General features: G+C 35.0%; 23 protein-coding genes and 1 riboswitch. Of the genes, 10 read left to right on the forward strand and 13 right to left on the reverse strand.

Going from position 1 to position 26328, the window contains the following annotated elements:
* The first annotated feature begins 149 nt into the window (after window positions 1-149).
* Window positions 150-1055 (forward strand): TolB family protein, encoded by a 906-nt coding sequence (locus tag LOK78_RS11850; RefSeq protein WP_232635048.1) that lies wholly within the window; start codon window positions 150-152, stop codon window positions 1053-1055.
* Here LOK78_RS11850 and LOK78_RS11855 read toward each other — a convergent pair.
* Window positions 1045-2682, reverse strand: a complete 1638-nt coding sequence (locus LOK78_RS11855) for an ABC transporter substrate-binding protein (protein WP_232635049.1) — start codon at window positions 2680-2682, stop codon at window positions 1045-1047. The two genes, LOK78_RS11850 and LOK78_RS11855, sit on opposite strands and share 11 nt — an antisense overlap.
* Before the next feature lie 75 nt (window positions 2683-2757).
* On the opposite strand from LOK78_RS11855, the gene mtaB reads away from it, so the two are divergent.
* Entirely contained in the window at window positions 2758-4086 is a 1329-nt protein-coding gene (gene mtaB, locus LOK78_RS11860; protein ID WP_232635050.1) for a tRNA (N(6)-L-threonylcarbamoyladenosine(37)-C(2))-methylthiotransferase MtaB, read from the forward strand.
* 97 nt (window positions 4087-4183) lie between these two features.
* Window positions 4184-4684 (forward strand): hypothetical protein, encoded by a 501-nt coding sequence (locus LOK78_RS11865; protein WP_232635051.1) that lies wholly within the window; start codon window positions 4184-4186, stop codon window positions 4682-4684.
* Window positions 4685-4750: 66 nt separating this feature from the next.
* Here LOK78_RS11865 and LOK78_RS11870 read toward each other — a convergent pair whose 3' ends face one another.
* Window positions 4751-5047 carry an N-acetyltransferase gene (locus LOK78_RS11870; RefSeq protein ID WP_197276725.1) on the reverse strand — a complete coding sequence of 99 codons (297 nt, stop codon included), beginning with the start codon at window positions 5045-5047 and terminating at the stop codon, window positions 4751-4753.
* 118 nt (window positions 5048-5165) lie between these two features.
* On the opposite strand from LOK78_RS11870, the gene LOK78_RS11875 reads away from it, so the two are divergent.
* Genes LOK78_RS11875 through cls form a run of 3 tightly spaced genes read left to right on the forward strand, consistent with a single transcriptional unit; the run spans window position 5166 to window position 8275 of the window.
* Entirely contained in the window at window positions 5166-5828 is a 663-nt protein-coding gene (locus LOK78_RS11875; RefSeq protein WP_232394835.1) for an alpha/beta hydrolase, read from the forward strand.
* A gap of 53 nt (window positions 5829-5881) precedes the next feature.
* On the forward strand, window positions 5882-6805 hold the full coding sequence (locus LOK78_RS11880) for a lytic transglycosylase domain-containing protein (protein ID WP_232394834.1): 924 nt from the start codon (window positions 5882-5884) through the stop codon (window positions 6803-6805).
* Between the two features lie 9 nt (window positions 6806-6814).
* Complete coding sequence (gene cls / locus LOK78_RS11885; RefSeq protein WP_166960601.1) at window positions 6815-8275, forward strand: cardiolipin synthase; 1461 nt, start codon at window positions 6815-6817, stop codon at window positions 8273-8275.
* A gap of 1 nt (window position 8276) precedes the next feature.
* Here the strand turns inward: cls and LOK78_RS11890 are convergent, their stop codons facing one another.
* On the reverse strand, window positions 8277-8849 hold the full coding sequence (locus LOK78_RS11890; RefSeq protein ID WP_053971795.1) for a hypothetical protein: 573 nt from the start codon (window positions 8847-8849) through the stop codon (window positions 8277-8279).
* A 246-nt stretch (window positions 8850-9095) separates the two neighbouring features.
* On the opposite strand from LOK78_RS11890, the gene rpmH reads away from it, so the two are divergent.
* Both rpmH and carB read left to right on the forward strand, forming a co-directional pair.
* Window positions 9096-9254: a 50S ribosomal protein L34 gene (rpmH, locus tag LOK78_RS11895; protein WP_082316571.1), complete on the forward strand. Its 159-nt coding sequence runs from the start codon at window positions 9096-9098 to the stop codon at window positions 9252-9254.
* 110 nt (window positions 9255-9364) lie between these two features.
* Window positions 9365-12217, forward strand: a complete 2853-nt coding sequence (gene carB, locus LOK78_RS11900; protein ID WP_053971796.1) for a carbamoyl-phosphate synthase large subunit — start codon at window positions 9365-9367, stop codon at window positions 12215-12217.
* Window positions 12218-12239: 22 nt separating this feature from the next.
* Here the strand turns inward: carB and LOK78_RS11905 are convergent, their stop codons facing one another.
* The 10 genes from LOK78_RS11905 to LOK78_RS11950 form a co-directional block, all read right to left on the reverse strand.
* Window positions 12240-14123, reverse strand: coding sequence for a BamA/TamA family outer membrane protein (locus LOK78_RS11905; RefSeq protein WP_232635052.1), 1884 nt, complete (start codon window positions 14121-14123; stop codon window positions 12240-12242).
* A 17-nt stretch (window positions 14124-14140) separates the two neighbouring features.
* A complete protein-coding gene (locus tag LOK78_RS11910; protein ID WP_232635053.1) occupies window positions 14141-14869 on the reverse strand; it encodes a DUF3307 domain-containing protein in 729 nt (242 codons plus the stop codon).
* Window positions 14866-15483 (reverse strand): SatD family protein, encoded by a 618-nt coding sequence (locus LOK78_RS11915; protein WP_232635054.1) that lies wholly within the window; start codon window positions 15481-15483, stop codon window positions 14866-14868. The genes LOK78_RS11910 and LOK78_RS11915 overlap by 4 nt, the downstream gene beginning before the upstream one ends.
* Window positions 15484-15575: 92 nt before the next feature.
* Window positions 15576-16130 carry an acyl-CoA thioesterase gene (locus tag LOK78_RS11920; RefSeq protein ID WP_166960619.1) on the reverse strand — a complete coding sequence of 185 codons (555 nt, stop codon included), beginning with the start codon at window positions 16128-16130 and terminating at the stop codon, window positions 15576-15578.
* Window positions 16123-17442, reverse strand: a complete 1320-nt coding sequence (locus LOK78_RS11925; protein WP_232635055.1) for a DNA recombination protein RmuC — start codon at window positions 17440-17442, stop codon at window positions 16123-16125. Before LOK78_RS11925 ends, LOK78_RS11920 begins: the two co-directional genes overlap by 8 nt.
* A 76-nt stretch (window positions 17443-17518) precedes the next feature.
* The gene (locus LOK78_RS11930; RefSeq protein ID WP_232635056.1) at window positions 17519-19246 is read right to left on the reverse strand and encodes a tetratricopeptide repeat protein; all 1728 of its coding nucleotides are present in this window, start codon (window positions 19244-19246) and stop codon (window positions 17519-17521) included.
* A 114-nt stretch (window positions 19247-19360) separates the two neighbouring features.
* Window positions 19361-20155: an ABC transporter ATP-binding protein gene (locus LOK78_RS11935; protein ID WP_232635057.1), complete on the reverse strand. Its 795-nt coding sequence runs from the start codon at window positions 20153-20155 to the stop codon at window positions 19361-19363.
* On the reverse strand, window positions 20152-20787 hold the full coding sequence (locus LOK78_RS11940; protein WP_232635058.1) for a hypothetical protein: 636 nt from the start codon (window positions 20785-20787) through the stop codon (window positions 20152-20154). Before LOK78_RS11940 ends, LOK78_RS11935 begins: the two co-directional genes overlap by 4 nt.
* A gap of 16 nt (window positions 20788-20803) precedes the next feature.
* Window positions 20804-21832: a FecCD family ABC transporter permease gene (locus tag LOK78_RS11945; protein ID WP_232635059.1), complete on the reverse strand. Its 1029-nt coding sequence runs from the start codon at window positions 21830-21832 to the stop codon at window positions 20804-20806.
* A 1-nt stretch (window position 21833) separates the two neighbouring features.
* A complete protein-coding gene (locus LOK78_RS11950) occupies window positions 21834-23006 on the reverse strand; it encodes an ABC transporter substrate-binding protein (protein ID WP_232635060.1) in 1173 nt (390 codons plus the stop codon).
* 161 nt (window positions 23007-23167) lie between these two features.
* Window positions 23168-23353: riboswitch (cobalamin riboswitch) on the forward strand.
* A gap of 32 nt (window positions 23354-23385) precedes the next feature.
* Between LOK78_RS11950 and LOK78_RS11955 the strand changes: the two genes are divergently transcribed.
* Window positions 23386-25221, forward strand: coding sequence for a TonB-dependent receptor plug domain-containing protein (locus tag LOK78_RS11955; RefSeq protein WP_232635061.1), 1836 nt, complete (start codon window positions 23386-23388; stop codon window positions 25219-25221).
* Window positions 25222-25224: 3 nt separating this feature from the next.
* Window positions 25225-26301: a YncE family protein gene (locus LOK78_RS11960; protein ID WP_232635062.1), complete on the forward strand. Its 1077-nt coding sequence runs from the start codon at window positions 25225-25227 to the stop codon at window positions 26299-26301.
* Window positions 26302-26328 lie beyond the last annotated feature (27 nt).

Consider the following 26328-nt stretch of genomic DNA (forward strand, 5'->3'; position numbering starts at 1 on the left):
TGTTAAAATTCTTATTTTGAACGATGAAAGTTTCTATTTTGTAGATGAATTACAATAATAGAAATCCCTAAAAGCTATTTTTAAAAAATTCCAGAAGTTTAATCGATCCATTTACTTAACATGGTATGCTTTTTGAAAACACTTAACCTATGAAAAAATACATTTCTTTTTTAACACTGTTTCTATTTGTTTTTTCTTATGCACAAAAGGAAACTTATCATATTAAAAATATTAAACTCAATGATGAAAAAAGCCATTATGGAGTAAGTTATTTTAAAGATGGCAAAGTCTTTTTTACTTCTTTTCTTTTAGATGATAAAAACAAAATACGGCTAACCAAGGAGAAGATACCGGTGTTTTCACTTTTTTCTGGAGATATGGATGCAGAAGGAGAAATATCCAATGTAGAACCTTTTAAGTCTTCTGAAATCTATGAGTTTAATTGCTCAAGCGCTTCTTTTAGTCCTGATAAGAAATATATTTATATCACTACCAATTATGTCAATAAAGGGGATGATTATAAAAAAAATAATAAAATTAGAAATTTGCGATTAGAGCGTGGAGAGTATGTGCCTGGTCGCGGTTGGGTTAATTTTAAAACCTTGCCTTTTTGTGATGACGGGTATTCCTATGGTCATCCGGCTGTAAGTCCCGATGGGTCTTATTTGTACTTCACTGCAAACATTCCTGAGGCACGTGGTCCGACAGATGTGTTCCGTGTGAGAATCCTCGGAGGAAATGAATATTCTGAAATAGAAAATATTGGCAGGGAAATCAATTCCAATAGAAAGGATATGTTTCCCTTTGTTAGCAAAGACAACATTCTATACTTTTCCTCAGATAGAGCTGGAGGATACAAAGGTTTAGATGTATATTATTGCCAAATTTTAGAGGATGGCACTTTTTCAAAGCCCAAATTAATGCCTAAGCCCATTAACAGTGCGGAAGATGATTTTGGGTTTATGCTTTTGGATGATGAAAAATCTGGATATTTCTCATCTACTAGGTATGGCGGACAGGGAGAAGATGACATCTACTATTTTACTAAGGATTAACATCCTTTTTAACGGACTTTAAGGTTAATAGATTAATGGGGTTTATTCCTAAGCCATGAATTCCCTTTCTTGAAAAGCGAACTACTTCGTCATAGAAGAGGACAACAACAGGAATATGTTCCATAACGATTTGATCCATTTCAGAATATAGTTGTTGTCTTTTCAAAGGGTCGGACTCTAAATATGCTGCTTCAAATAGGTTATCAAATTCCGTATTTGAATAATGTGCATAGTTGGGGCCATTCGGGGCAAAGTTAGGGCTGTAAAATAGAGATAGATAATTTTCAGCATCAGGATAATCGGCGACCCAACTTGCTCTAAAAAAGTCCAATTTACCATTGGCTTTTGAATCCTTGAGGGTAGAAGGAGGAACTACATCAATAACTATATTTAATCCTGCCTTTTGCACCTCTCTTTGGATATACTCACAGAAACTTAAGTAATTACTTGTGGTGGTTAAGGTAATAGACGGATTTGAAATTCCAGACTGTAATTTAAATTGATCAATCAAGTCTTTAGCCTTTTTGGGATTGTATTCAAAACCAATTTGGTTATTGTAACCGGGTAGACCTCTGGGGATAAAACCTCCATCTGCTGGAATTCCTATTCCATTTCTAAGATAAGTGATCATTTTTTCTCTGTCAAACCCATAATTAATGGCTTTTCGCAACAATTCTGATTGAATTTCAGGAATGTCTGAATCCATGTAGAAAGCGAGATATTCTGTATTTAAATAGGGGCCTTTAATCATGCTTACCCTATCTTGATACGACCTTCTTAGTTTTCCTTCAGTCGTTAAAATCTCATCCTTGTAAGATGCGTCTAAACCAGAAATATAATCTAGGTTACCTTGAGCAAATTGCAAAAATTCACTTTGTTTATCGGGTAAGAAGGTAATCGCAACAGCTTCTAAATATGGAAGTGACCTGCCTCTTGAATCTTTTTCAAAGTAATGAGGGTTTTTCCTAAAGACTAATTTTATATTCTCTTCCCATCTCTTAAATTTAAATGGACCTGTTCCAATTGGATGAGATCTAAATTCAGAACCATAATGTTCTACGATTTCTCTGGGGACGACACTACAATATTTCATGGTTAACAAGCCAAGAAATGCAGGAAACGGTTGGTTCAGTTTAATATGTAAGGTAGAATCATTTAAAGCTTCAAAATAATCTACCTTATTCAAGACCCAACTGCCAGGAGAGGCTAGTTGCTTGTCTAAAAGCCTATTGAAACTATAAACAAAATCTTGAGCCTGTACTAGCCTTGTAGAATCTGTACCAAACAAATCGCTTTTGTGGAAATAAACGTCTTTTCTTAAATGAAATTGGTAACTTTTTCCACTATCGGTAACGATCCAATTTTTGGCTATACAGGGTAGCACTTGTAAACTGTCATTCATTTGTACCAGACCATTAAAGAGTTGGTTCGTGGCCCATATATCAGCCAAATCTTTCGAGAATGCAGGATCTAGGGAGCTGATATTTTTATGTTCATTATATCTAAAAACATCAGAATCCTGGTATGTGTTTTCTTTGCTTTCACAGGAAAGAATGAATAACCAAACGCAACCGACTGATAGATAGAAAACTAAGTTTGTTAAGTTTATTGAAAGGGGTTTTACCATTCTTTATTTTAGTTGTAAATTTGCAGCCATCAAAAATGTAAAGATAAATTTTATTGACCCCATAACAAAAGGGAAATGGAGCAAAAGAAAGTCGCATTTTATACATTGGGTTGTAAGCTGAATTTTTCAGAAACCTCTACTATCGCCAGAAACTTTACTAATGAAGGGTTTGAGCGTGTAGATTTTTCTGAGAAAGCAGATATATATGTTATTAATACCTGCTCTGTTACCGAGAATGCAGATAAACGATTCAAAACGATCGTGAAACAAGCGCAAAAGGCAAATCCCGATGCTTTTGTTGCTGCAGTAGGTTGTTATGCTCAATTAAAACCGCAGGAATTAGCAGATGTGGATGGGGTTGATTTGGTTTTGGGGGCTACCGAGAAATTTAAAATTACGGACTATTTGAATGACCTTTCCAAAAATGATATGGGTGAAGTTCATTCTTGTGAAATTGAGGAAGCCGATTTTTATGTAGGCAGTTATTCCATAGGAGATAGAACAAGAGCTTTTTTAAAGGTTCAAGACGGATGTGATTACAAATGCACCTATTGCACCATTCCATTGGCCAGAGGGATTTCTAGAAGTGACACCATGGACAATGTATTGAAAAATGCTAAAGAGATTTCTGAAAAAGGGATTAAAGAAATTGTCTTGACTGGTGTGAACATTGGAGATTATGGAAAAGGCGAATTTGGAAATAAACGTCATGAGCATACATTTCTAGATTTAGTAACCCAACTGGATCAGGTTGAGGGAATAGAAAGATTGCGTATATCTTCCATTGAACCAAATCTTTTAAAAAATGAAACCATTGACCTTGTTTCTCGATCAAGAGCCTTTGTGCCTCATTTTCACATTCCTTTGCAAAGTGGTAGCAACGATATATTGAAAAAAATGAAGCGCAGGTATTTGCGTGAACTTTATGTAGATAGAGTAGCTAAAGTAAGAGAAGTAATGCCACACGCATGTATTGGGGTGGATGTTATAGTTGGGTTCCCTGGGGAAACGGATGAACACTTTTTAGAAACCTACCATTTCCTAAACGAATTGGATATCTCTTATTTACATGTTTTTACCTATTCGGAGCGGGATAATACAGAGGCCGCAGAAATGGTGGGTGTGGTGCCCAAAAAGGCCAGAAATAAACGAAGTAAAATGCTTCGGGGTCTTTCCGTTAAAAAGAGGAGAGCATTTTATGAAAGTCAATTGGGAACGCAGCGGACAGTTTTGTTTGAAGGCGAGAACAAAGAAGGTTATATACATGGCTTTACTGAAAATTACGTTAAGGTAAAGGCGCCCTGGAACCCAGAATTAGTCAATACATTACATCCGGTGTCACTTACCGAAATTGATGAAGACGGATTGGTAAGGTTTGATTTTGTGAAAGTTGCGGTGTCTTAAGAACGTAATTTCACAGATAATCTAAGAAATTATCCGTTTATCTAATTTTAAAATTGAAAGAGTTTAATTACACTACTTTGGCGGAAATTTCGCCCCAATGAAACACTTTATTGTACTTTTTTTAAGCACATTCCTGGTTTTTAATTGTTCAGAGGATCAATCTTCGGAAGAAGAGAAGGTTAACTATGTCTGGAAATTAACAGAATGGAGTTTAAAGGAGTCTATAGATTTAAACAATGATGGAGAGGCGACAAGCAGCTTTGTTCCAGGCTGTTTAAATGGTTCAAGGATATATTTTTCAGATTCTGAAAACGCTTCGGTTTTTATTTCATCGGATGTTACTTTTTATCAAGATCACGAAAGTCTTGATTATGCTATGTCATGCTCTACCTCTTCAGATAGACCTGCTGTGGAAATTACATATAGTAAAAATGGAGATGAAATAATATTGAATACACCTGATGGTATTTTTAATGGTTATTTTGAAGGCAATGATTTATTGGTAGAGATTCCAGAAGGCTTTGAAGTTTTGGATAATGTTACTTTTGAAACTGTTTTGACGATGGATTTAACATTGAAATTTTCCAAAGAGGAATAAATATGAGTTTTGTATATAAAAAAGGCCAAGATTAATTCTTGGCCTTTTCATTTTCTATTGACAGCGTTATATTCGCACACCAACGGGTAGCATGCTTTTGTACTGTCTATTTCTTCTTATAAATTTGGCTATCTCTGGGCTCGTTGGAACCACACTTAAGTTTCTTTCTTCTATATCTTGTAATACTACTTTAATAAAGTCATTCTGAAACTCATCAGATTCTATATCACTTGGAATTATCAATTTCGTTAAAAAGATTTTCCTTTCCTGTAGAGAATATTCAATTTTCGCTAAGCTATTATCGACTTTTAGCTCATATTGGCGCAAAAAGTCATTATCAATTAGTTCTGCTGCATCAATCATAATCATTAAGTTTTATTCAATGGAATTTGTAAGAAGTGAACACTATTTTCAATAGTTTTGTAACGCAAAGGTACGAAAAAATATTGTTAATAAGAAAAGTGTAAGTGGTTAAAGCCTTATGGATCAAGAGCTAATTCATGTTTATTTTATGCCCGGAATGGCTGCGAAATCTACTATTTTCGAAAAAATAGAACTCCCTAAAGACCAATTTGAAATGCACTTTTTAGAATGGATCATTCCATTAAAAAATGAATCCATTCAAAGTTATGCCAAGAGATTGTGTGAAAATATTGAACATGATAATATTGTTCTGGTGGGTGTTTCCTTTGGTGGGATTATGGTTCAGGAAATGTCAAAAATCATAAAGACCAGAAAGATTATTGTCGTTTCAAGTGTCAAGACTAAATATGAATTGCCAAGACGTATGAGAGCCATGAGAGCACTTAAGGCGTATTGTTTAATTCCCAAAGAATTTCAAGCAAATGTGGATAAGTTGGCCAAATTTGCCTTTGGTAAAACTGCTACCGAACGTATTGATTTATATAGGAAATTTCTATATATAAATGATCCGTCTTATTTAAAATGGGCTATTAAACAAGTGGTATGTTGGGATCAAAATAAACCACTGCCCAATACCATTCACATTCATGGTGATAAGGATTTGGTATTTCCTAAACGATATATTAAGGATTGCGAATGTGTAAAGGGAGGTACGCACATCATGGTTGTCAACAGGTTTAAATGGTTTAATGAACATTTACCAAATCTTATTTTAAGTTAAAGTCCCTCAAAACATTATACTTTTTTTATACTTTTATAAAAAACTGAATTAGCATGAAATGGATTAAGAATTTGTTAGCTTTTGTTGGCTTATTCGCAGTAGTGAGCTTATTTGTTTACGCAATGCAAGATGCCCCTACCGATGAGAATTTTGAGAAGAAATTGGTGAATGATTATAATGTGTATGCGCTTCAAATTCCTGATGATTTGGATTTCGCCAAAGAAGCGATGCCCTTAGAGAATCCAGATATCTATGAAAGGATGGATCGTGAACTTTTAGTCAATACCTATTGGCAATCCAATGGCTTACTGATGTTTAAAAGGGCTAGAAAATATTTCCCCGTGATCGAACCTATTTTGAAAAAACACGGAATTCCAGAAGATTTTAAATATCTAGCTGTTATTGAAAGTGGATTGACCAATGCTGTTTCTCCTGCGGGTGCGCGAGGATTTTGGCAAATTATGAAGGATACAGGTAGAGAGTTAGGGCTTGAGATAAATGATAATGTAGATGAGCGTTATAACCTCGAGTTAGCAACAGAGGCAGCTTGTCAATACCTCAAAAATTCTAAAGAAAGATTAGGAAGTTGGACTTTGGCTGCTGCGGCATACAATGCTGGCGAATTTGGTATAAAGAAGGAGTTGGAAAGACAAAATGTAAAAGATTACTATGATTTATTACTAGGAGAGGAAACAGGAAGGTATGTTTTTAGAATCGTTGCTTTAAAAGAAATCTTAAACCATCCAGATAAGTATGGCTTTAATTTTAGGGAGAAAGACTTGTATAAACCTATACCTACTTACAAGGTGGAGGTAGATACTGCCGTAACCGATTTTACCAAATTTGCAGACGATTATGGTATCAATTATAAAATACTTAAAATCCACAATCCTTGGTTAAGGGAAAAGCACCTTAATAATAAGTCGAATAAACAGTATTTCATTGAGATTCCGAAAACAGGATCTTATGTGAACTAATTCCCATATATGATAGAATATTTTAAGGAGAATCCCTGGCGCATTTTAATACTAATAAACTATATATTAGCTATTTCTGCAGCGTTTTTTATTATTCTTAAAAATATTAATCCAACCAAAACATTATCTTATGTTTTGGTTTTGGTTTTTTTTCCCTTTTTTGGATTATTGGTGTATTATTTCTTTGGTCAAGAATACCGGAAAAGTAAAATTTTTAACCGAAAGAATGTCCTCAATCAGAGTATAGTTAGAAGAATTCAGGATGAATTAAAATTAAATAATCGTGAAAAGCGCGAGTTGAAGGCAATCTTGGAGGATAAGGTTCGGTTGGTGAAGTTGATGTACAAAAATGAACATTCTCCTCTAACCTTGGAGAATAAGGTTCAATTATTAATTAACGGTGAGGCAAAGTTTGAATCTGTTTTAAACGATTTAAAAGAAGCAAAAGATCACATCCATTTAGAGTATTATATCTTTCATGATGATGAAGCTGGAAATCCTGTCATTGATATATTATGTGAAAAGGCAAAACAGGGTATTGAGGTTAGGGTAAGTGTTGATGATGTTGGAAGTAAGTTTAGCAGAAATACAAAAAGGAGATTCAAGGAGTCTGGGGTTCAAGTCAATTATTTTATGCCTGTTTTTTTTCCATCCTTTACTGGGAAAATGAACTATAGAAACCATAGAAAGATTATAATTATTGATGGGAAAATAGGGTATTTGGGAGGAATCAATATCTCAAAGGAATATTTAAATCCCGAGAATAAACCAACCCCATTTTGGAGAGATAGTCACTTGAGGATTGAAGGAGAGGCTGTTAAGCCATTACAAATTCAGTTTTTTATGACTTGGAATTTTGTTTCTTCAGAAAAGGTGAAGTTAGCCGATCGGTATTTTCCTGAAATTTTGGAAGATTATGATGATGTCCCCGTACAAATTGCTGGAAGCGGCCCCGATACAGATTGGGCTAATATTATGGAAGTCATATTCATGGCAATTGTTTCTGCAAGTAAATATGTTTACATCACGACGCCTTATTTCATTCCCAATGATGAAATAATTAAAGCTATTCAAATTGCCTCTAAAAGTGGAGTGAAGGTAAAGCTGTTAATTCCCAAAAATTCCGATTCTTGGACTGCCAAATATGCCTCCAATTCTTATCTGGAGCCGCTTTTGGAATCAGGCGTTGAGATTTACAGGTACTGTAAAGGAATCATTCATGCTAAAACCATTGTGGTTGACGATATTTTTTGCAGTGTAGGGACAGCCAATATGGACTATAGGAGCTTCAATATCAATTTTGAAATCAATGCTTTGATTTATCATGAAGATCAGACCATTATCTTAAAAAATCAATTTATGGAAGATTTAAAAGATAGTGAAGCGGTTGATTATGAAAGATGGTTACAACGACCTAAAATAAACAAACTGAAAGAATCTTTCTGTCGCCTTTTGGCACCTTTACTTTAATTTACCGACGTTTCCCTGGGCGTTGTTGTCTATGTCCTCCAAAATGTTGATTAGGCATTTGGGCACGTTTCATGTTTTCCTTCATCATTTTGATTTGTTCATTCAACATGTTGTGCTTGTCTAGCTTTTGAGCTTCATTCAAAAGAGCTTGAGCTTCTGTTTTTCTTCTTTTAGCAAAAGCAATACCCGCCAAATTTAATTTAGCCATAGCCAAATCATGATCCATTGCGAGACCTAGTGAGATGGCTTTCTTAAAGTATTTTTCAGCATCATTCATATTGCTTTGAGAAACCATAATTCCATGAAGATAATTGTAGTATCCTTGCTGCTTTTTAACTAAAGCGCCCTCTGGGTTCTTTATTTTGTCTAACCATTTTTTGGCACCTTCAAAGTCTTGTTTTCGCAATCTTAAAAATGCTAAAAGAATCATTTCATTCTTAAAATAGAGGAAAATAAAAATCCCAGCTAATAAGATGAACATGATGCCATTACCAATATTTCCTTCAATGAATTGATAAACGGCATAAGCTAATACTAGGACTGCAATAACGAGTTTGAATATTTTATTGAACATAAACTGCTATGAATGATCTTTAAATAATTAATTTTGCTGCAAATTTAATATGTTTAAATTTGAAATCACACCTCAAAAATGGGTTTTTCAAATTTTGTTTGCAAACAAGCAAATATTAAAATTAAAATATTTTTTAAATAAGGTTTGCTAAATAAAAAAGCCTTTGTATATTTGCACGCACTTTTGGATACCCCAAAGGTTTTGATAGTTAATTAGGAATTATTCAGATAATAAAGATACAAGGAAATGAAAAGAACGTTTCAACCATCAAAGAGAAAGAGGAGAAATAAACATGGCTTTAGAGAGCGTATGGCTTCAGCCAATGGTAGAAAAGTACTTGCTCGTAGAAGAGCCAAGGGTAGAAAGAAATTAACTGTATCTTCTGAATCAAGACATAAGAGATAAATGATTAACAATGGTTAATATAAAAAAGGTGTTACTAAGAGTAGCGCCTTTTTTTATGTCTCGTATTCATTCACTATTTTTGCAAAAACAAATAAACTTCATTATAAAAGATGCCTAAAGATTCAAGTATCAAGTCAATTTTAATTATTGGTTCAGGTCCCATCATTATTGGTCAAGCTTGTGAATTTGATTATTCTGGAAGTCAAGCCTTGAGATCTTTGAGAGAGGACGGAATTGAAACCATTCTTATTAATTCAAACCCAGCAACCATCATGACAGACCCATCAATGGCTGATCATGTTTATTTGTTGCCATTGACTACCAAATCCATAGTTCAAATATTAAAGGATCACCCTCAGATTGATGCTGTTTTACCTACAATGGGTGGGCAGACCGCTTTGAATTTATGTATTGAAGCAGACGAAAAGGGTATTTGGAAGGATTTTGGAGTAAAAATCATTGGTGTTGATATCGATGCTATCAACATTACAGAAGACCGTGAGAAATTCCGTGAATTGATGTTGGAAATAGGTGTTGGTATGGCACCTCAAGCAACTGCGACTTCATTTTTAAAAGGTAAAGAAATAGCACAGGAATTTGGATTCCCGTTGTGTATTAGAGCATCTTTTACCCTCGGTGGAGCAGGGGCTTCTATTGTCTATAATGAAGAAGAGTTTGATGAATCATTAACCAGAGGACTGGAAATTTCCCCCATCCACGAAGTTATGATAGATAAGGCCATGATGGGCTGGAAAGAGTATGAGTTAGAGCTACTTCGTGATAAAAATGACAATGTTGTTATTATTTGTACCATAGAAAATATGGATCCTATGGGAATCCATACAGGTGACTCAATTACAGTTGCACCTGCTATGACATTGTCTGACAAGACCTTCCAAAAAATGCGTGATATGGCCATCCTTATGATGCGTAGTATCGGTGATTTTGCAGGAGGATGTAACGTTCAGTTTGCAGTAAGCCCAGATGAGAATGAAGAAATTATTGCTATTGAAATTAATCCTCGGGTTTCTCGTTCATCTGCTTTAGCCAGTAAAGCTACAGGTTATCCAATTGCTAAGATAGCATCTAAGTTGGCTTTGGGTTATACTCTAGATGAGTTAAACAATCAAATTACACAATCGACCTCTGCTTTATTTGAGCCTACATTAGATTATGTTATCGTTAAAATTCCTAGATGGAACTTCGATAAGTTTGAAGGTAGTGACAGAACTCTTGGTCTTCAAATGAAATCTGTGGGAGAAGTGATGGGAATTGGAAGATCCTTCCAAGAAGCACTTCATAAGGCCACACAATCATTAGAAATTAAGAGAAATGGTTTGGGAGCCGATGGTAAGGGGTATAAAAATTATGATCAAATCATCAGTAAATTAACCCATGCTAGTTGGGATCGCGTCTTTGTGATTTATGATGCTATTCAAATGGGTATACCATTGAGTAGAATTCATGAAATCACTAAAATAGACATGTGGTTCTTGAAGCAATATGAGGAATTATATTTCCTAGAAAAGGAAATTTCGCAATATACTATTGAAACTTTAGACAAGGATTTACTTTTAGAGGCAAAACAAAAAGGCTATGGTGACCGTCAGATTGCACATATGCTGAATTGTTTAGAAAGCGAAGTCTACAAGAAGCGTGAGGAACTAGGAATTAATAGGGTTTACAAGTTAGTTGATACTTGTGCTGCAGAGTTTCAAGCGCAGACACCATATTACTACTCTACCTTTGAAAATGAGGTAAAAACTAAAGATGGCAATGTTTTTACAGAAAATGAAAGTGTTGTTACTGATAAGAAGAAAATCATTGTATTAGGTTCTGGGCCGAACAGAATTGGTCAAGGTATCGAGTTTGATTACTGTTGTGTTCATGGGGTGTTAGCCGCAGCTGAGTGTGGTTATGAAACCATTATGATCAACTGTAATCCAGAGACGGTTTCTACAGATTTTGATACCGCCGATAAATTATACTTTGAGCCCGTTTTCTGGGAGCATATTTATGATATTATTAAGCACGAAAAACCAGAAGGTGTTATTGTTCAATTAGGAGGTCAAACAGCTCTCAAATTGGCTGAAAAACTGGATCGTTATGGTGTGAAAATTATTGGAACCAGTTATCAATCATTAGATTTGGCTGAAGATAGAGGAAGCTTCTCAACGTTACTGAAAGAAAATAACATTCCTTATCCAGAATTTGACACGGCGGAAACTGCTGAAGAAGCCTTAAAAGTAGCTGATAAATTGGATTTCCCAATTTTGGTTCGTCCTTCTTATGTATTAGGAGGGCAAGGAATGAAAATTGTCATCAATAAAAAGGAATTGGAAGAGCATGTCGTTGATTTATTGAGAAGTATTCCTAATAATAAACTGCTTTTAGATCACTACTTGGATGGTGCTATTGAGGCTGAGGCTGATGCCATTTGTGATGGTGAAAATGTATATATAATAGGTATCATGGAGCATATTGAGCCATGTGGAATACATTCAGGGGATAGTAATGCAACGCTTCCTCCATTCAACTTAGGAGATCTGGTTTTACAACAAATTAAAGATCATACAAAGAAAATTGCCTTGGCGTTGAATACAGTAGGGTTGATTAATATTCAGTTTGCTATTAAGGATGATATGGTTTATATAATAGAAGCTAATCCTAGAGCATCTAGAACAGTGCCATTTATTGCAAAGGCATATGGAGAGCCTTACGTAAACTTTGCAACCAAAGTAATGCTTGGAGAGAAAAAAGTAACTGATTTTGATTTCAAGCCACACTTAGAAGGATATGCGATAAAACAGCCCGTATTCTCTTTCAACAAGTTCCCTAAGGTTAATAAGAAATTAGGACCAGAAATGAAGAGTACAGGTGAAAGTATCTTATTTATTGATAGTTTAAAGGATGATGAATTCTACAACCTTTACGCTAGAAGAAAAATGTACTTGAGCAAATAAGAAGTAAGTATTCTAAAATAAATCAATTATAATCTACGAGTTTGGGCTTACCAAACTCGTAGTCTATATATTGGAATTCCTGATTGTCAATTGAATTCATCTTGAAGCGATTGTTTCCTGTTCCAGGAATTTGATTGTACCAAGCTAATGACAAATGGAAATTACTAAATATCAAATAATCATTTGTAAATAGGATACCTAATCCAACTTTAGCAAACCCTTTTCCGTTAAATAATTTTTTATCATCCCCATTTATAAGTCCAAAGGAGGCATTCAAAAATGGAGATAATCTAAAGCCTAAAAAAGAATAGGGAGAATAGGACTGTATTTGAATATTGGTAAGCCATTTTTTGGTTCCTCTCACTTCTAAACTATAAAACCCCTCAATACCTACCGGGCTATTGCCATCTAGACCTATTTTATCACCGTAAGCATCTAATCGGTTGTTTCCAAGTATTAGGTCAGACCATATAAAATGTCTGAATTTCCAATCAGACCAGCTCATCAGTTTGGTGTAGTAATGAGCTTTAATAGACAAGGCTGTTTGTTCACTTTTACCATTACTTAGAAATCCACCATATTGCAGGTCTGTTCCCAGATAGCCAAATGAAAAGTAATTACCTGCTGCAATCCGGCCACCCAAATACATGCGGTTTCTGTTATTTTTATTTTGAACGCCAGTTGTAATCCCATAAGATGCCCCGATAGGAACATCTTCAATAATATCATAGTTTTTAATAAATCTATCCTGCACAAAGGACCGCTGTGAAAACCCAACTCCCATGAGCCAAAATTTTTCATCGCTATAGTAATTTAATGGATCTAATTCAGGACCCGGGCTATCTAAGTATTGATTATTATAATATCTTGATGAAACAATAAACTTATTTAATCGGGGATCAAATGGAGTTAGGTTCTTAAATAAATCAAACGCTACTGCTCCCCAATAGTCTTGAAGGTTGTACTTGAATCTTTGGGATGGAATTTCTAGATCATTTGGAATAGAGTCTTGGTAAGTTTTTTGTCCAATATAAACACCTCCAGCCCAACGAGCTAATGGGGAAAAGAAATTTCTTTCCAACGAAATGCTTTTATCATAATGATCATATTCATTGATGTAATACTCAAGATTGAAACTTACAAAGCTTCTTTGGATGTTATAAATGCGATATCTAGTTTGAAACGTATTCCTGTTATTGTCAAAATTTTGTTCATATCGATTATCAAATTCATGTCCCCACCCCATAAAATTTCGCTCCCTTAACCGAACCTCTACTTTAGAATTTGAATAAGAACCACTTGGAATTAAACTCCAAGAATCTAAAGAATATATATACACATCAACACTGTCTGGTGAGGTTTCAATTGGTTGCAGGTCAATTCTAACTCGCCTTATGAATCTTTGGCTTCTCATAAGACGCTCAGATTCCACTATTTTTAGTGAATCTATGGCATCTCCTTCTTTTTGAAGCATGTAATTTTTAAGGACAAATTCCTTGGTTTTTACATGGAGAGCATTTCCTGCTTTTTCCAAAAACTTCTGTGGTTGTACAGTCGTATCTCTTATAGAATGCCCAAATGGATCTTGGCTTATGATATGAATTTTTCTGATGTATTTGCCCTCCATGCTTTTGATTGAAGATTGGTGATCTAACATCATTTTCACTGTTTCTTTGTCTTTTTGAGTTTCTGGATTTCTAACTAAATACTTGTATAAAAGTTTATTGAATTTATTGTCGTCCTTCTTTTCCTCTACAAATTCAATAAGGTTGTCCTTTTTTACTTTGATGGTATCCGTAGTGATTATGGAATCTTTTTTTTGGTTGGGGTTCTGGGAATACAGAAGTGAAACTGAAAGCAGAGTAAGGCAAAGCAGTCCCTTTTTTATGTAGGTAAAAAGATTCATTTCAAAACATATGTTAGTTATGAAAGCACAAAAGGCAACATAAATTTGAAAAAGAGGCCAATTAAGATGGCAATCCCAAAACTAATAAGAGTGCCTATTAAAATATACTCCGTAAGTTTCCTTTCCTTACTTTCTTTGAGATCACCAAACCTAAATACCGATTTGGCGGTAATCAAAAAACCTACAGCCTCCCAATGGTCAGTAATAATAAATACAAAAACCAAAAGCCGTTCTAAAATACCAATGTATTTTCCAGCATCTTGTAAAGATTCATTGCCTTTGGTCAATTTGGGAATGTCCCATTTGCTGAAAATAACCTGCATGATTATGGAAACAGGTTGTGTAAGGAATATTAAACAAGTTAAAATTAAAAGTGAAGAACTACCAATAACTTCTGTGAGTAGGGAACTTTTTAAAATTTCAGGTTTAACTATTATAAATCCAACAACTATAACTGCTATATGAAGAAGCTGATCCATGAAGAACCATTTCCTTTTGTTCTTTTTCTTTTGAAAAGAGAGTTTTAAGGCATCAATGATGCCATGAGAGAATGCGATGGAGAGTAACAAAAGCCAAAGAGTTAAATCCCAGGTAATAAGGAATAAAAGTATAAGATGAATGGCAATATGAAGATATAAATATCTGGATTTGAGCTTATGTTTCTCTTTGTCTTTTACCCATTTTTTAGGCTGTAAAATAAAATCACCTATGATATGAGCTAACAGTAGTTTTATTAACAGAATCATGAGTTTAATTTACTTATTTTTTTCCGATACATTTGATCGATTTCTAAAACTTCTTCCAAATTGGCGCGTTTCATGCGTTTGCTTACGGCATCTTGGCTAATGCCAATGATTTCTGCTAGTTCTTTTTGAATTTTATTCTTGTTTTCCAAATAGAGTTTGACAATTTCCGCAGAATTGGGTGTCCAATGATCCATCGTCAATGAAATCAATTTAAAGTATAAGTTGAGTTCTTGATCCAATTCTAAATCTGAGGTCTTGATTTTTAGGTTTAATTTATCACGTTTAAGAGTTTCTAATGTTTCGCCTGAAAATTGAAATGCTTCACCATTAGATTCCGTTACGGTTTGACCTTCAAATGACTTTTCTCCTATGCCAATAGACAATCTTACATCTAAATCCTTAATAGACTTGATGCATGCCTTTATATAAACAGCATGCTCAAAGCATTGGAAATAATCCTTGATTTCGAGTTGAAAACTATCTCCTCTATAAACTTCCCAGGTAGCCTCATTCAAAGTTATTTGCTGTAAAGCAGCTCGCAGGGGGGATAACCAAATACTAGGGTCTTGCAGTTTGGTTGAATTGACGATATCTCCTGTTATGACTCCAATCATCCTACATTCCTTTTTTGTGGAATAATCAAATATATTCCTTTTTTATGGAATAATCAAATATATTCCTTTATTTAGGAATGTGGTTCGGGAGTTTAGCCCTTCAAATCGATCTTAATATTATAGCCTTTAAGATGATCTAAGTAATTGTTTAAAGAGAAAGATTCGCTGTTAAATTCTTCAGTACGATGTTTTTTCGTTTCTTTTCTTTTTATGGCTTTTAAGAATCTTTTGATTTCATTTTCATCATTCAATATGAGTCCTGGAACCTTTATGGTGTTGCCGTGATCATCTTTAGCTACCATGGTAAAGTAGGAGGAGTTGCAATGTTTCACCTCCCCAGTTCTAATATTTTCAGACTCTACCCTAATTCCTACAACCATAGAAGTCTTCCCAACAAAATTTAAAGAAGCTTTCATGGTCACCAATTCACCTATTTCAATCGGATTTAAGAAATCTACAGTATCTACGGAAGCAGTTACACAATAAGTTTCAGAATGCTTGGAGGCGCAAGCAAATGCAATTTGGTCCATTAAATTTAAAATGTATCCACCATGAATTTTTCCTCCAAAATTGGAATGAGATGGTTGCATCAGCTCAGAAATGGAAATTTTTGAGGAATCTACTGTCTTAAAATCGTGTTTACTCATCGTCTTCTTCGGCTCTTTTTAGTAAGTTTTCGTTTAAATTTTTACTGGCCTTGGCTCCTAATTTTTTCAATTTTTCTACACGCCTAATCAAATTTCCTCTTCCAGTTAATTTTTTCATGGCACCTTCATACGAAGTTTGCACTGTACCTATTTGCTTACCAACCTTAATCAATTCATCGGTTAAATTAGTGAAGCTATCATAGAGGTTTCCTGCTTCGGTTGCTATTTCCAGAGCGTTCTGTCTTTGTCTATCATTTTGCCATAGGTTGTCAACCAAGCGCAATGCAGCCAAAAGGGTAGCAGGCGTCACTATGATGACTTGACGATCAAATGCTTGTTCATACAAATTGGGTTCATGGGCAGAAGCAATGGCAAAAGCAGGTTCAATAGGGATGAACATAAATACCGTATCGGGGCTTTCCTCAATTAAATATTGATAGTTTTTGGCGCTTAACTGTTCTACGTGCCTTTTTATGGAAGCTATATGTTGTTTTAAATGCACTTGTTTTTGCTCTTCATCTTCTTCAGAAACAAAGCGTTCAAAATGAACTAGTGATACTTTACTATCAATAATCATTTTCTTGCCATCGGGTAGGTGAATCAAGACATCGGTTTGTAGACGTTTGCCATCTTCTGTATTGTGGCTATCTTGAACCGTATATTCCCGGTCTTTCTCAAGACCTGATTTTTCAAGAATTCGTGTTAGAATTAATTCGCCCCAATTCCCTTGCATTTTGCTGTCGCCTTTAAGAGCCTTTGTCAAATTATCAGCGTCCTTGCTCATTTGTTGATTTAATTCGGCCAAGGTTTTTATTTGCTCCTTTAATTCGCTATGGCGCCCAATACTTTCCTTGTTTGTATCCTCAACTCGTTTTTCAAATCCCTTTATTTTTTCTTGTAATGGATTAAGAAGTACTTCTAGATGTTCTTTATTTTGTTTGGTGAATTTTGAAGATTTTTCATCCAATATTTTATTGGCTAAATTCTCAAACTCTTTGGTGAATTTCTCTTGTAACTTTTCAACCTCTTGTTTTTGCTCTTGGTTTTTTTGTTGCAGATTTTCAAATTCTGTTTGTTTTCTAGTCAATTCAGAATTGAGATGATCCTTTTCAGCTCTTATCGATTCACGGTCTTCTTCTATACGTTGAATGGTTTCTTTGAGGTCTAAGATATTCTGCTGAAGTAAATTTTGACGTTCTTCAAGCGTACTAATATCTCCTTTGGATTTTAGTTTGCTGATTGTAATTCCGAGGTAAGTTCCAATTCCGCCGCCTATTAGAATGGAAATAATAGCAATAATGACTTCGTTCATTTATTTTTTGGAGTTTATTCAAAGATAAATGATAAGTAGTAAATGAGGAAATCTATCAATCTACTGATTTAACTTTTTAATAGATGGAACTTTGAACATCGATATCTGCATATTTCCAAGCTAAATCATACTCGGTTTTTACTTTTTGAGCTTCGTTGGTCTTTCCTTGAGCAACCAAACTTTGATGCAAACCCATCAAGGACCATCCGTTTTGACGAAGATTTTCTAAATCTTTTTTGTAAACGGCTTCCGCTTCAGCATATTTTTGAGCCTTAAGTAGAACAGCTCCTAAATTTTGTCTTGGAGGAATGTGCCAGGCAGAAGGTTCGTTATAAATAAGATGATCTTCAATATCTACAGCCTTTTCCAAATGGGAAATAGCTTTTTCAATATCATTTCTTTTTGCAGCCATCTCTCCTGCAACAATTTCATAGGCTAATCTAGCCAAGGTATTACCATTGTCAAATCCTGTAGCCATATTGGTTTCCATATCAGGATCTGTGGTGTAAAATTTAATGGCATCCAATTCTTCTTGAGCTTCTTTTAAATTGCTTTTTCTGGTAAAGGCAATACCGCGTGCATAATGCCAAATAAGTTTTAAATGTTTCAAATCATCATTGGGCTTGGGATAGGTAAGGATGTCATTCCATTTGCCAAATCGGGTATAGGCCAAAAGTGGTGTAGAAGCAAAGTTTTGTAAAAAATGAAGGTCTTTCATTTCTCCCATAGGTACCTTTTCGGCTGTTTTTTTGGCTGCTTCTATAGCGGTTTTACTGTCGCCCAATAAACTGGAAGCAGACCATAAAAAATGAATGTTATGGGGGTAATAACCTAAAGGGTACATGCCTTGAGAATAACATTGGGATATATAATCCTCATCAGCTAGGATGGCTTTTTGATTAGCCTCAACAGCATCTTTATACCTTCCAACCCTAATGAAAATGTGTGAAGGCATATGCACAATATGACCAGCGGCGGGCATGAGGGTAGCCAATTTTTCAGCACTTGGAACTGCCAAATCTGGATTGGGAAGTTCAACCATATGAATATAATAATGGTGGGCACCAGGATTATTTACATCCATTTCTATTGCTTTTTCAAGTGCTTTTTTAGCTTCTGGGATATTGGGAGATGGGTTTCCATCTTTATCCCAATAATTCCAAGGAACTGTGTTCATAACGGAAGCGGCATATAAGGTTAACACATCGGGGTCCTTGTCATATTTTTTAGCCACTTTTGTCATAGCCTCCATATAACTTAAGTTCAATTCGGGGGTTTCCCTTGATAAATCCTCAGAATATCTGTGTGCTAAAGCTTGAATTAAATCGGTTTCTTTTTTTGAAGTCCCTTCCAAATGAGACAGTGCTTTTTGGATGGCTTCGTTGTAAGATTTTTTTCTTTCATCATCCGGTGCGGGGTCATTAATGTTAGGCCCTAAAACATAGGCTTGCCCCCAATAAGCCATGGCTAAATTGGGATCTAATCTAGACGCTTCCATAAATGACCTATGAGCTTCTGCATGGTTGAATCCATAAGTTAGTCTTAGTCCTTGATCAAAGAACTTTTGAGCTAATGGATTTTTGGTACTTACTTTAAAACTATGGGAGCCAATATTATCGAAAAGAGGAGCAATTTGTTTGGTTGTATCCACATCGGCCAATAGAAATTTTGTTGATGTACAACTAATGGGATTCATTCCAGCTTTTTTGGAGTAATCAAATTCAGATACCTTTTTTTCCAATGGAAAAATGAACAATGTGATTGTAAAAAGGGAAAAGATTAAAAAGTCTAACTTGGTTTTCATGATTCTAGGTTTTGTTAGTTATAACCAATCAAAAAGCACTAGTTCATGGTGTTGAAGGTAAGGAGCTGTTTATTAGACTCTTAAATATAATGAATTTTTATTCCTGTAGCAATTTTATTTATTAACCCTAAAGCTGCCTGTTTGGTTGTCAAATTTAATAAGGTCCTCAGGGAAAAGACTTTCAAAAATTCCTTTCGTAATTAAATTGCAAGGGGAATCAGAGTAAACACTGTCTTTGATCATTACGATTAATTTATCACATAATTGAATGGCCAAATCAATTTCATGGGAGGAAAATAGAATGGTTTTTCCTGTTTCCTTGGTCAGGTTTTGAAGTAATTTTAAAATGTACGCCTTGTGGTACATGTCCAGATGAGTAGTTGGTTCATCCAAAACGATGAGGTCGGTATCTTGAGCCAAGGCTCTTGAGATCATGGCCTTTTGAAGTTGACCATCGCTCAATTCATAACACTTCTTGTCTTTTAAGGAAACAATGTTGGTGGAAGCCATGGCTTGATGGATGATGTCTAGATCTTGAGTAGATAGGCTTCCAATCCAGTTGGTATAGGGTTGTCTTCCTAGCGCGATTAATTCAAAAACCGATAAGTTTTTGGACGCCATTTTTTCAGTCAATACTAGACTCAAGGTTTGTGCTAATTGAAGGTTGGTAAAAGATTCAATATGCTTTCCATTCAATAGAATATGTCCTTCTATAGGATTTTGTACCTGAGTTAGTGTTCGTAACAAGGTTGATTTTCCAATGCCATTTGCTCCAACCAATCCAACCAATTGTCCCTTTTCTAACGAGATATTAATATTGGAAGCAATAACATTGGTCCCCTTTTTGGATTCATATCCAATAGAAAGATTTTCTGTCTTTAAAATGATATCTTTTTTAGCCTTAATCATTCCAATAAAAATTGTTCTTTAATCTTTCTTTGCCTTTCTAATATTTTCTTTCTGAGATTTTCATCTCTTAAATTATCATCAACCAGAGAAATATAATACAAGGAAATTATCACTTGATTGTTGAAGTCTTGATAGTTTATAGCTTCAAAATTTTTTGCAACGTAGTTTGCAAAATAAAAATCATAAAATTCTCCACTCAACTCAAAACGGGGGAACAAAACTTTAGCAAATTTATTATTCAAACTAAGATCTTGAAAGTAGGCATAAAAACTGCTTGGAATTCTTGGAGCCATCAATTCGTAAGGGTTGTCTTTACTCACAAAATGAACCATCCAAATGTCTTTAAAAGTTTTTGGGATGTTTTGATATAGTTGTTTTTGTTTTTGATAATCAATTTGATTAATTAAGGTATCAATACCATTCAAATATACTAGTTTAAACATATCCTTGAAAGATGTTTCAAAATTTTCAGGATTGCTTTTCAGGTATTCTTTAGTGAAAAAACTAGTTAGCTTATTTAAATCCTTAATCTGTCTGTTGCTAAAATGATTTTCAAGTTCAATTGTACTTCTGTTCCTAGTACACGAAACCAAAAATATGGAAAATATTAAAGTAGCAAGATAGGTTTTCATAGCATTAATATAGAACTTAAAAAACCATTTTACGTTTTCTTACTAGTAACCAAATAACCACCGGGGCCCCAATAATTGAGGTAATGGCATTGATAGGTAAGGTGTAATCACTATTGGGTAGTTGGGCAATACTATCGCAAATAAGCATCAATATTCCACCAAAAAGAAAAACGGCAGGAAGTAAGACTTTATGATTTGCTGTTGTAAAAATCTGTCTTGTTAAATGTGGAATAGCTAATCCGATAAAAGCAATCGGTCCGGCAAATGCTGTTATAGTTCCAGCCAAAAAGCTGGTTGCGAGAATGATAATCAATCGACTTCTTTTCATATTGAGTCCTAGACTCTTGGCGTAGTTTTCTCCTAAAAGAAGTGTGTTTAAAGCTTTTATGGACAGAATACTTAGGAAGATTCCAAAAATGTAAATGATAAAGAAAATGGCTAATTCTCTCCAAGATAGATTTCCAAGACTTCCAAATCCCCAAAAAATATACTGCTGCAGTTTTTGGGCCGAACTAAAATAGGAAAGGACACTTACAACCGCAGAGGTAATACTTCCAAACATCAACCCGATAATAAGTATGGCCATAGTATCCCTAACTTTGGAGGAAACAGCCAATACGGCCAATAAAACCAAAAAACTCCCCAAACTTGCCGCAACAACCAAACTCCACTTTGAGATGAGCATCCCTGTTAAGAAACCTCCAGAGACTCCTGCTCCCAAGATAATGATAGCAACTCCCAAACTTGCTCCTGAACTGATTCCCAGTACAAAAGGACCAGCTAACGGATTTCTAAATAGTGTTTGCATGAGAAGACCAGAAATTCCCAGTCCAGATCCAACTAATATGGCAGTTAAGGCTTTTGGAAGTCTATAATTTAAAATGATATAAGACCAAGATTCATTAGCAATACTTCCAAACAGGCCTTTAAAAACATCTGGTATAGGAATGTAAACAGATCCTAGACTGATGTTTCCCAAAAAACAGACTATCAGCAGAAAGGATAGCAGTACAAAAGGAAGTTTATATGACTTTGAATCTGACAAATTATTTCAATTTTTTAAAAAAATGAGGTTGGTAATCTATCAACATATCTGGATGGCAAATTTTTATAATATCCTTTAATACCAAATCAGGTCTGGCAAATCCTTCTTCGTAATAGGTGACGCCCCCTGTTGGTCCCAATGTATTGGCAAAGGAGTAAATGGTATTATTCTGAAAAGCCTTGAACTGGGTGTAGTGCTCATTGGCATTTTTTAGAGCTTCCATAGAATTGTAATATGATGGACTTAACCAGATGTCTGCATTCTGAGCTTTTGAGAAAACAGCCTCAAAGCTTAAGGCCAAACTTCCTGCACTGGAAACTTCACTCCAAAGATAATCCACATTGGCATCCTTCATAAGTTGAGCTTCGGGGCTAGTGCCACTTGGTAGGTACCACACATCTTTTTCCAAAGCGCCACTTAAAATAGTGGGTCTGTTTTTAATATTGGATGCTAAGGTTTTAGCCTTATAATACTCCGATTTTATTTTGTTAAAAATCGAGTCTGCCATGGCTTCCTTTTGATATAAAGCTCCAAAAAACTTGATCCATTCTGCTTTTGCCAAAGGGGAGGTTTCTATCCAATCACCATTGTAAATAACCGGAATCCCTGATTTTTTTATCGTTTCAAATGTGCGATTATTGCCATCAATTCCAAATCCTACAACCACTTCAGGCCTTAGCTCCAATAGGACTTCGGTATTGATGCCTTCATTTTTGCCCAATTCTCTAATCATTCCTTCATCAATTCGTTTTCTGGTATTTATTGATGAAATATAGGTAGATCCAGGAAAACCAACTAAAGACTCAACTTCATCCAATAATTCTAGAGAAGGAATATGGGTCGTGGAGGTAACCACTATTTTTTTTATGGGAGTGGTCAGGATGGCATCATATTCATCCTTGTTTAAGGTAATGGTAGCAAGGTTTTCTTCAGGGATTAAGGCATATTTATAGGACTGCTCAGCCTTGGGCCACGGATTGTATATTTCCAACACTTTATATTGCTCATAATTTTTGATTTGAAACCCTATAGCAAAACTTAAGCTGTCTACTGTTTCATTTTTAAGAGGTTCTATTTTTTCTGCTTTCTTGTCTTCCTTGCAACTCCAAAAAATGGAAATAAATAGTAAAAGGATAGGTAACCTAAGTGACAGATAAATTCTTGATCTTATCATAAGTTTGTTTAAACTTTAAGTTATGAGAGACGGTTCAAATGTAACAATATATCTAGTAGCGGGAATTATTATACTGCATTTTTTGGTTGGATTAATTTATTTGCTCATCAAAATGAATAAGAAAAATTAGTTTTCTGTATTGCTATAGAAAGTTAATAAGTATCTTTGCATCGAATTTTGGTTCCCATTAGGGGATTAATAGGGAATCTGGTGTAAATCCAGGACTGTTCCCGCAACTGTAAGCTATCAAGCTTTGTACAACACTTCAAAATGTCACTGTCTGTAAAGACGGGAAGGCGATGCACAAAGACGCAAGTCAGGAGACCTGCCAATTTCAAAACTAAATAATTTAAGCTTTCGGGTAAAAAGCTTAGGGGAAATGAAGCAGGTTTATATTGTCTTTTGTTGTTTGTTTTTTTCAGGTTTGGTCTCATCACAAACCCTAACTGATTCTATCCAAAATTTGGATGAGGTTATTGTTTTGGCCGACAAAAATCTAAAGGAATTTTCCAATTCCCAAACTCTAGTAACCCTTGCAGATAGTTCCATAACAAGAAGTGGAGCTTCCTTGACAGAATTATTAAGTCTTAATTCCGCCATCCATTTTAAGGAAAATGGATTGGGAATGGTATCATCTCCTTCTTTTAGGGGTTCTACAGCGCAACAAACGGCTGTGGTTTGGAATGGAATCAATATTAATTCTCAGTTCAATGGGCAAACTGATTTCAATACGGTCAATATTAGAAATTTTGATGAAGTTGGAATTAGGAGTGGTGGTGGAAGTGTGCTCTACGGCAGTGGAGCGATAGGAGGTAGCATCCATTTGAATAATTCCGTTCAGTTTGATGCCGGATTTGAAAATAGCTTTTTCACTCGCCTTGGAAGTTATGATACCCAAGATGTAAACTATACAGGGAGGTTTTCAAACGACAAGTTAAGTGTAAACATATCAACATCATATTCCCATTCTGAAAATGATTATGAGGTGCCTACTAGACTAGGGAGGAACCAAAATGGTAGCTTTTATAATCTGGGAATGTCGGCCAATATTGGATATAAAATAAATGCCAATAACCTCATTAAGTATTATGGGTATTCCTATGATGGAGAGCGTCACTTCTCTTTAATTTCTCCTACTGAGACGCCTACCAAATATCAAGATATTAATACCAGACAATTGCTTGAATGGGAGGGAACCTATGGCAAGGTTTCTTCTAATTTAAAATTGGCTTACTTAACCGAGAGGTATAAATATTTTTCTAATACAGGACTTGATAATTATACTTTTGGAGAAGCCAACACAGTTGTTGGTAAATACCAATTGGGATATCGCATCTTTGCTGGAGCCTACCTTCAGGGAATGGCAGATATCACTCATACCGCGGGGGAAGGGTCTAGCATCAATGAAACCAAACGTACCATTTCAGGATTCAGCCTATTGTTTAAACAGCAACTTAAAAAGTTAATTTATGAAGCTAGCCTTAGACAGGAAATAACCGAGAATTATGAAAGTCCGTTGTTATATAATTTGGGGTTAAGGTATAAATTCAACTCTTGGTACACCTTAAAATTAAATGGCTCTAAAAATTTTAGAATTCCTACTTATAATGATTTGTATTGGGCAGGAAGCGGTAATGTGACTTTGAAACCTGAAATGGCCTACCAATTTGAATTGGGAAATGAATTTCAGTTTGGAGATGTTAAAGTCTCCTTGTTAGGATTCTATAATGATATTACTGACATGATTCGGTGGCTGCCTTCTGGTTCATTATGGAATCCGGTTAACACAGATCATGTCCTAACCTATGGTTTGGAAACGCAACTTCAATTTTCAAAACAAATTGGTGATCATCATATTGGACTGAATGCTTCTTATTCTTATACCAAGTCAGAAAATCAAGAAACTGAAAAACAACTTACCTATGTCCCTTATCATAAAGGAGCAGGAATCGTAAGTTATCAATTCCGTCAATGGTCTATGTATTGGCAAAGTATGTATACGGGAGAGGTTTTTATTTTCTCGGATAACAATCCAAGATACATATTGGAGGATTATTTTATAAATAATTTAGGGGTAGAATATCAATTTCACAAGCCATTTCCAATTCAATTGGGAGTACAGGTAAAGAATATCTTAAACGAGACATACCAGAGTGTGGCAAACCGCTACATGCCTGGAATAAATTATAACTTTTATTTAAATTTTAATTTTTAAACTATGAAAAACTATTTCAAATCTATCATGTTACTCCTTTCATTAGGATTGTTTGTTTTCTCCTGTAGCGATGACGACAACATTACGCCTATAGAGAATCCATCCGGGACTTATGAAAATGGAATGCTAGTCTTGGCAGAAGGCGGTTCCATTTCTGGATCGGTGTCTTATATTTCATCTGATTTCACGGAAGTTGAAAACAACATTTTCTTCAATATTAATAGTGATGAATTAGGAACTTATGTGCAATCAATGGCTTTTCTGGGTGGAAAAGGATATATTGTAACAGATAATAATACGATTAATGTGGTTGACAGGTATTCTTTTGAAAGAGAAGCTACGATTACTAATGGTTTGAGTTTGCCAAGATATATGGCTGTTTCCAATGGAAAAGGGTATGTAACCAATTGGGGAGATGGATTTGTTGCTGATGATGATTTTGTCGCAGTTATTGATTTATCAAGTAATACAGTTCAAGAAAGTATTCCTGTAGGTGAAGGTCCTGAACAAATTTTGGCCATTGGGGATAAATTGTTTGTGTCCCACAAGGGAGGTTATAGCACCAACAATATTATTTCGGTAATCAATACCACGGACAATTCTATAGAGACTATTGAAGTAGCAGACAATCCAGATGAAATGTTTGTTAATGGATCTGGGCAATTGGTTGTTTTGTCTGAGGGCGCTACTATTTATGATGCTAATTGGACTCCTATTGGGGATACTCCTGGAGCTATCACTACAATTGACCCATCAAACAATAGTGTTGTATCAGAAATAGCATTTGCTGAAGGCTTTCACCCAAATTTAATGGCATACAGCCAAGGTTATATTTATTACCAATTAAACAATCAAGTTTTTGAAATGTCTGAAGCATCAACGTCATTACCAACTTCAGCTATCATTAACTTATCTGGGACAACACCTTATGGATTGAATGTCAATGGAACCCATTTATTTGTTACAGATGCTAAGGATTTTGCTTCTTTAAGTGATTTATTGGTTTTTGATTTGACTGATAATTCATTAGCCAACACTATTGAGGTAGGACTGATTGCATCAAAGGTTTACTTTAATTAATACCATTGAACTTAGTTAAAATAAAAA

Origin of the sequence: Mangrovimonas futianensis, from assembly GCF_021245805.1 — a bacterium.
Lineage (GTDB): Bacteria > Bacteroidota > Bacteroidia > Flavobacteriales > Flavobacteriaceae > Mangrovimonas > Mangrovimonas futianensis.

What these genes read in the sequence shown, in the direction of transcription:
- LOK78_RS11850 (WP_232635048.1), top strand. Translation starts at nt 150, where the DNA reads ATGAAAAAATACATTTCTTTTTTAACACTGTTTCTATTTGTTTTTTCT.
- LOK78_RS11855 (WP_232635049.1), bottom strand. Translation starts at nt 2,682, where the DNA reads ATGGTAAAACCCCTTTCAATAAACTTAACAAACTTAGTTTTCTATCTA.
- mtaB (WP_232635050.1), top strand. Translation starts at nt 2,758, where the DNA reads ATGGAGCAAAAGAAAGTCGCATTTTATACATTGGGTTGTAAGCTGAAT.
- LOK78_RS11865 (WP_232635051.1), top strand. Translation starts at nt 4,184, where the DNA reads ATGAAACACTTTATTGTACTTTTTTTAAGCACATTCCTGGTTTTTAAT.
- LOK78_RS11870 (WP_197276725.1), bottom strand. Translation starts at nt 5,047, where the DNA reads ATGATTGATGCAGCAGAACTAATTGATAATGACTTTTTGCGCCAATAT.
- LOK78_RS11875 (WP_232394835.1), top strand. Translation starts at nt 5,166, where the DNA reads ATGGATCAAGAGCTAATTCATGTTTATTTTATGCCCGGAATGGCTGCG.
- LOK78_RS11880 (WP_232394834.1), top strand. Translation starts at nt 5,882, where the DNA reads ATGAAATGGATTAAGAATTTGTTAGCTTTTGTTGGCTTATTCGCAGTA.
- cls (WP_166960601.1), top strand. Translation starts at nt 6,815, where the DNA reads ATGATAGAATATTTTAAGGAGAATCCCTGGCGCATTTTAATACTAATA.
- LOK78_RS11890 (WP_053971795.1), bottom strand. Translation starts at nt 8,849, where the DNA reads ATGTTCAATAAAATATTCAAACTCGTTATTGCAGTCCTAGTATTAGCT.
- rpmH (WP_082316571.1), top strand. Translation starts at nt 9,096, where the DNA reads ATGAAAAGAACGTTTCAACCATCAAAGAGAAAGAGGAGAAATAAACAT.
- carB (WP_053971796.1), top strand. Translation starts at nt 9,365, where the DNA reads ATGCCTAAAGATTCAAGTATCAAGTCAATTTTAATTATTGGTTCAGGT.
- LOK78_RS11905 (WP_232635052.1), bottom strand. Translation starts at nt 14,123, where the DNA reads ATGAATCTTTTTACCTACATAAAAAAGGGACTGCTTTGCCTTACTCTG.
- LOK78_RS11910 (WP_232635053.1), bottom strand. Translation starts at nt 14,869, where the DNA reads ATGATTCTGTTAATAAAACTACTGTTAGCTCATATCATAGGTGATTTT.
- LOK78_RS11915 (WP_232635054.1), bottom strand. Translation starts at nt 15,483, where the DNA reads ATGATTGGAGTCATAACAGGAGATATCGTCAATTCAACCAAACTGCAA.
- LOK78_RS11920 (WP_166960619.1), bottom strand. Translation starts at nt 16,130, where the DNA reads ATGAGTAAACACGATTTTAAGACAGTAGATTCCTCAAAAATTTCCATT.
- LOK78_RS11925 (WP_232635055.1), bottom strand. Translation starts at nt 17,442, where the DNA reads ATGAACGAAGTCATTATTGCTATTATTTCCATTCTAATAGGCGGCGGA.
- LOK78_RS11930 (WP_232635056.1), bottom strand. Translation starts at nt 19,246, where the DNA reads ATGAAAACCAAGTTAGACTTTTTAATCTTTTCCCTTTTTACAATCACA.
- LOK78_RS11935 (WP_232635057.1), bottom strand. Translation starts at nt 20,155, where the DNA reads ATGATTAAGGCTAAAAAAGATATCATTTTAAAGACAGAAAATCTTTCT.
- LOK78_RS11940 (WP_232635058.1), bottom strand. Translation starts at nt 20,787, where the DNA reads ATGAAAACCTATCTTGCTACTTTAATATTTTCCATATTTTTGGTTTCG.
- LOK78_RS11950 (WP_232635060.1), bottom strand. Translation starts at nt 23,006, where the DNA reads ATGATAAGATCAAGAATTTATCTGTCACTTAGGTTACCTATCCTTTTA.
- LOK78_RS11955 (WP_232635061.1), top strand. Translation starts at nt 23,386, where the DNA reads ATGAAGCAGGTTTATATTGTCTTTTGTTGTTTGTTTTTTTCAGGTTTG.
- LOK78_RS11960 (WP_232635062.1), top strand. Translation starts at nt 25,225, where the DNA reads ATGAAAAACTATTTCAAATCTATCATGTTACTCCTTTCATTAGGATTG.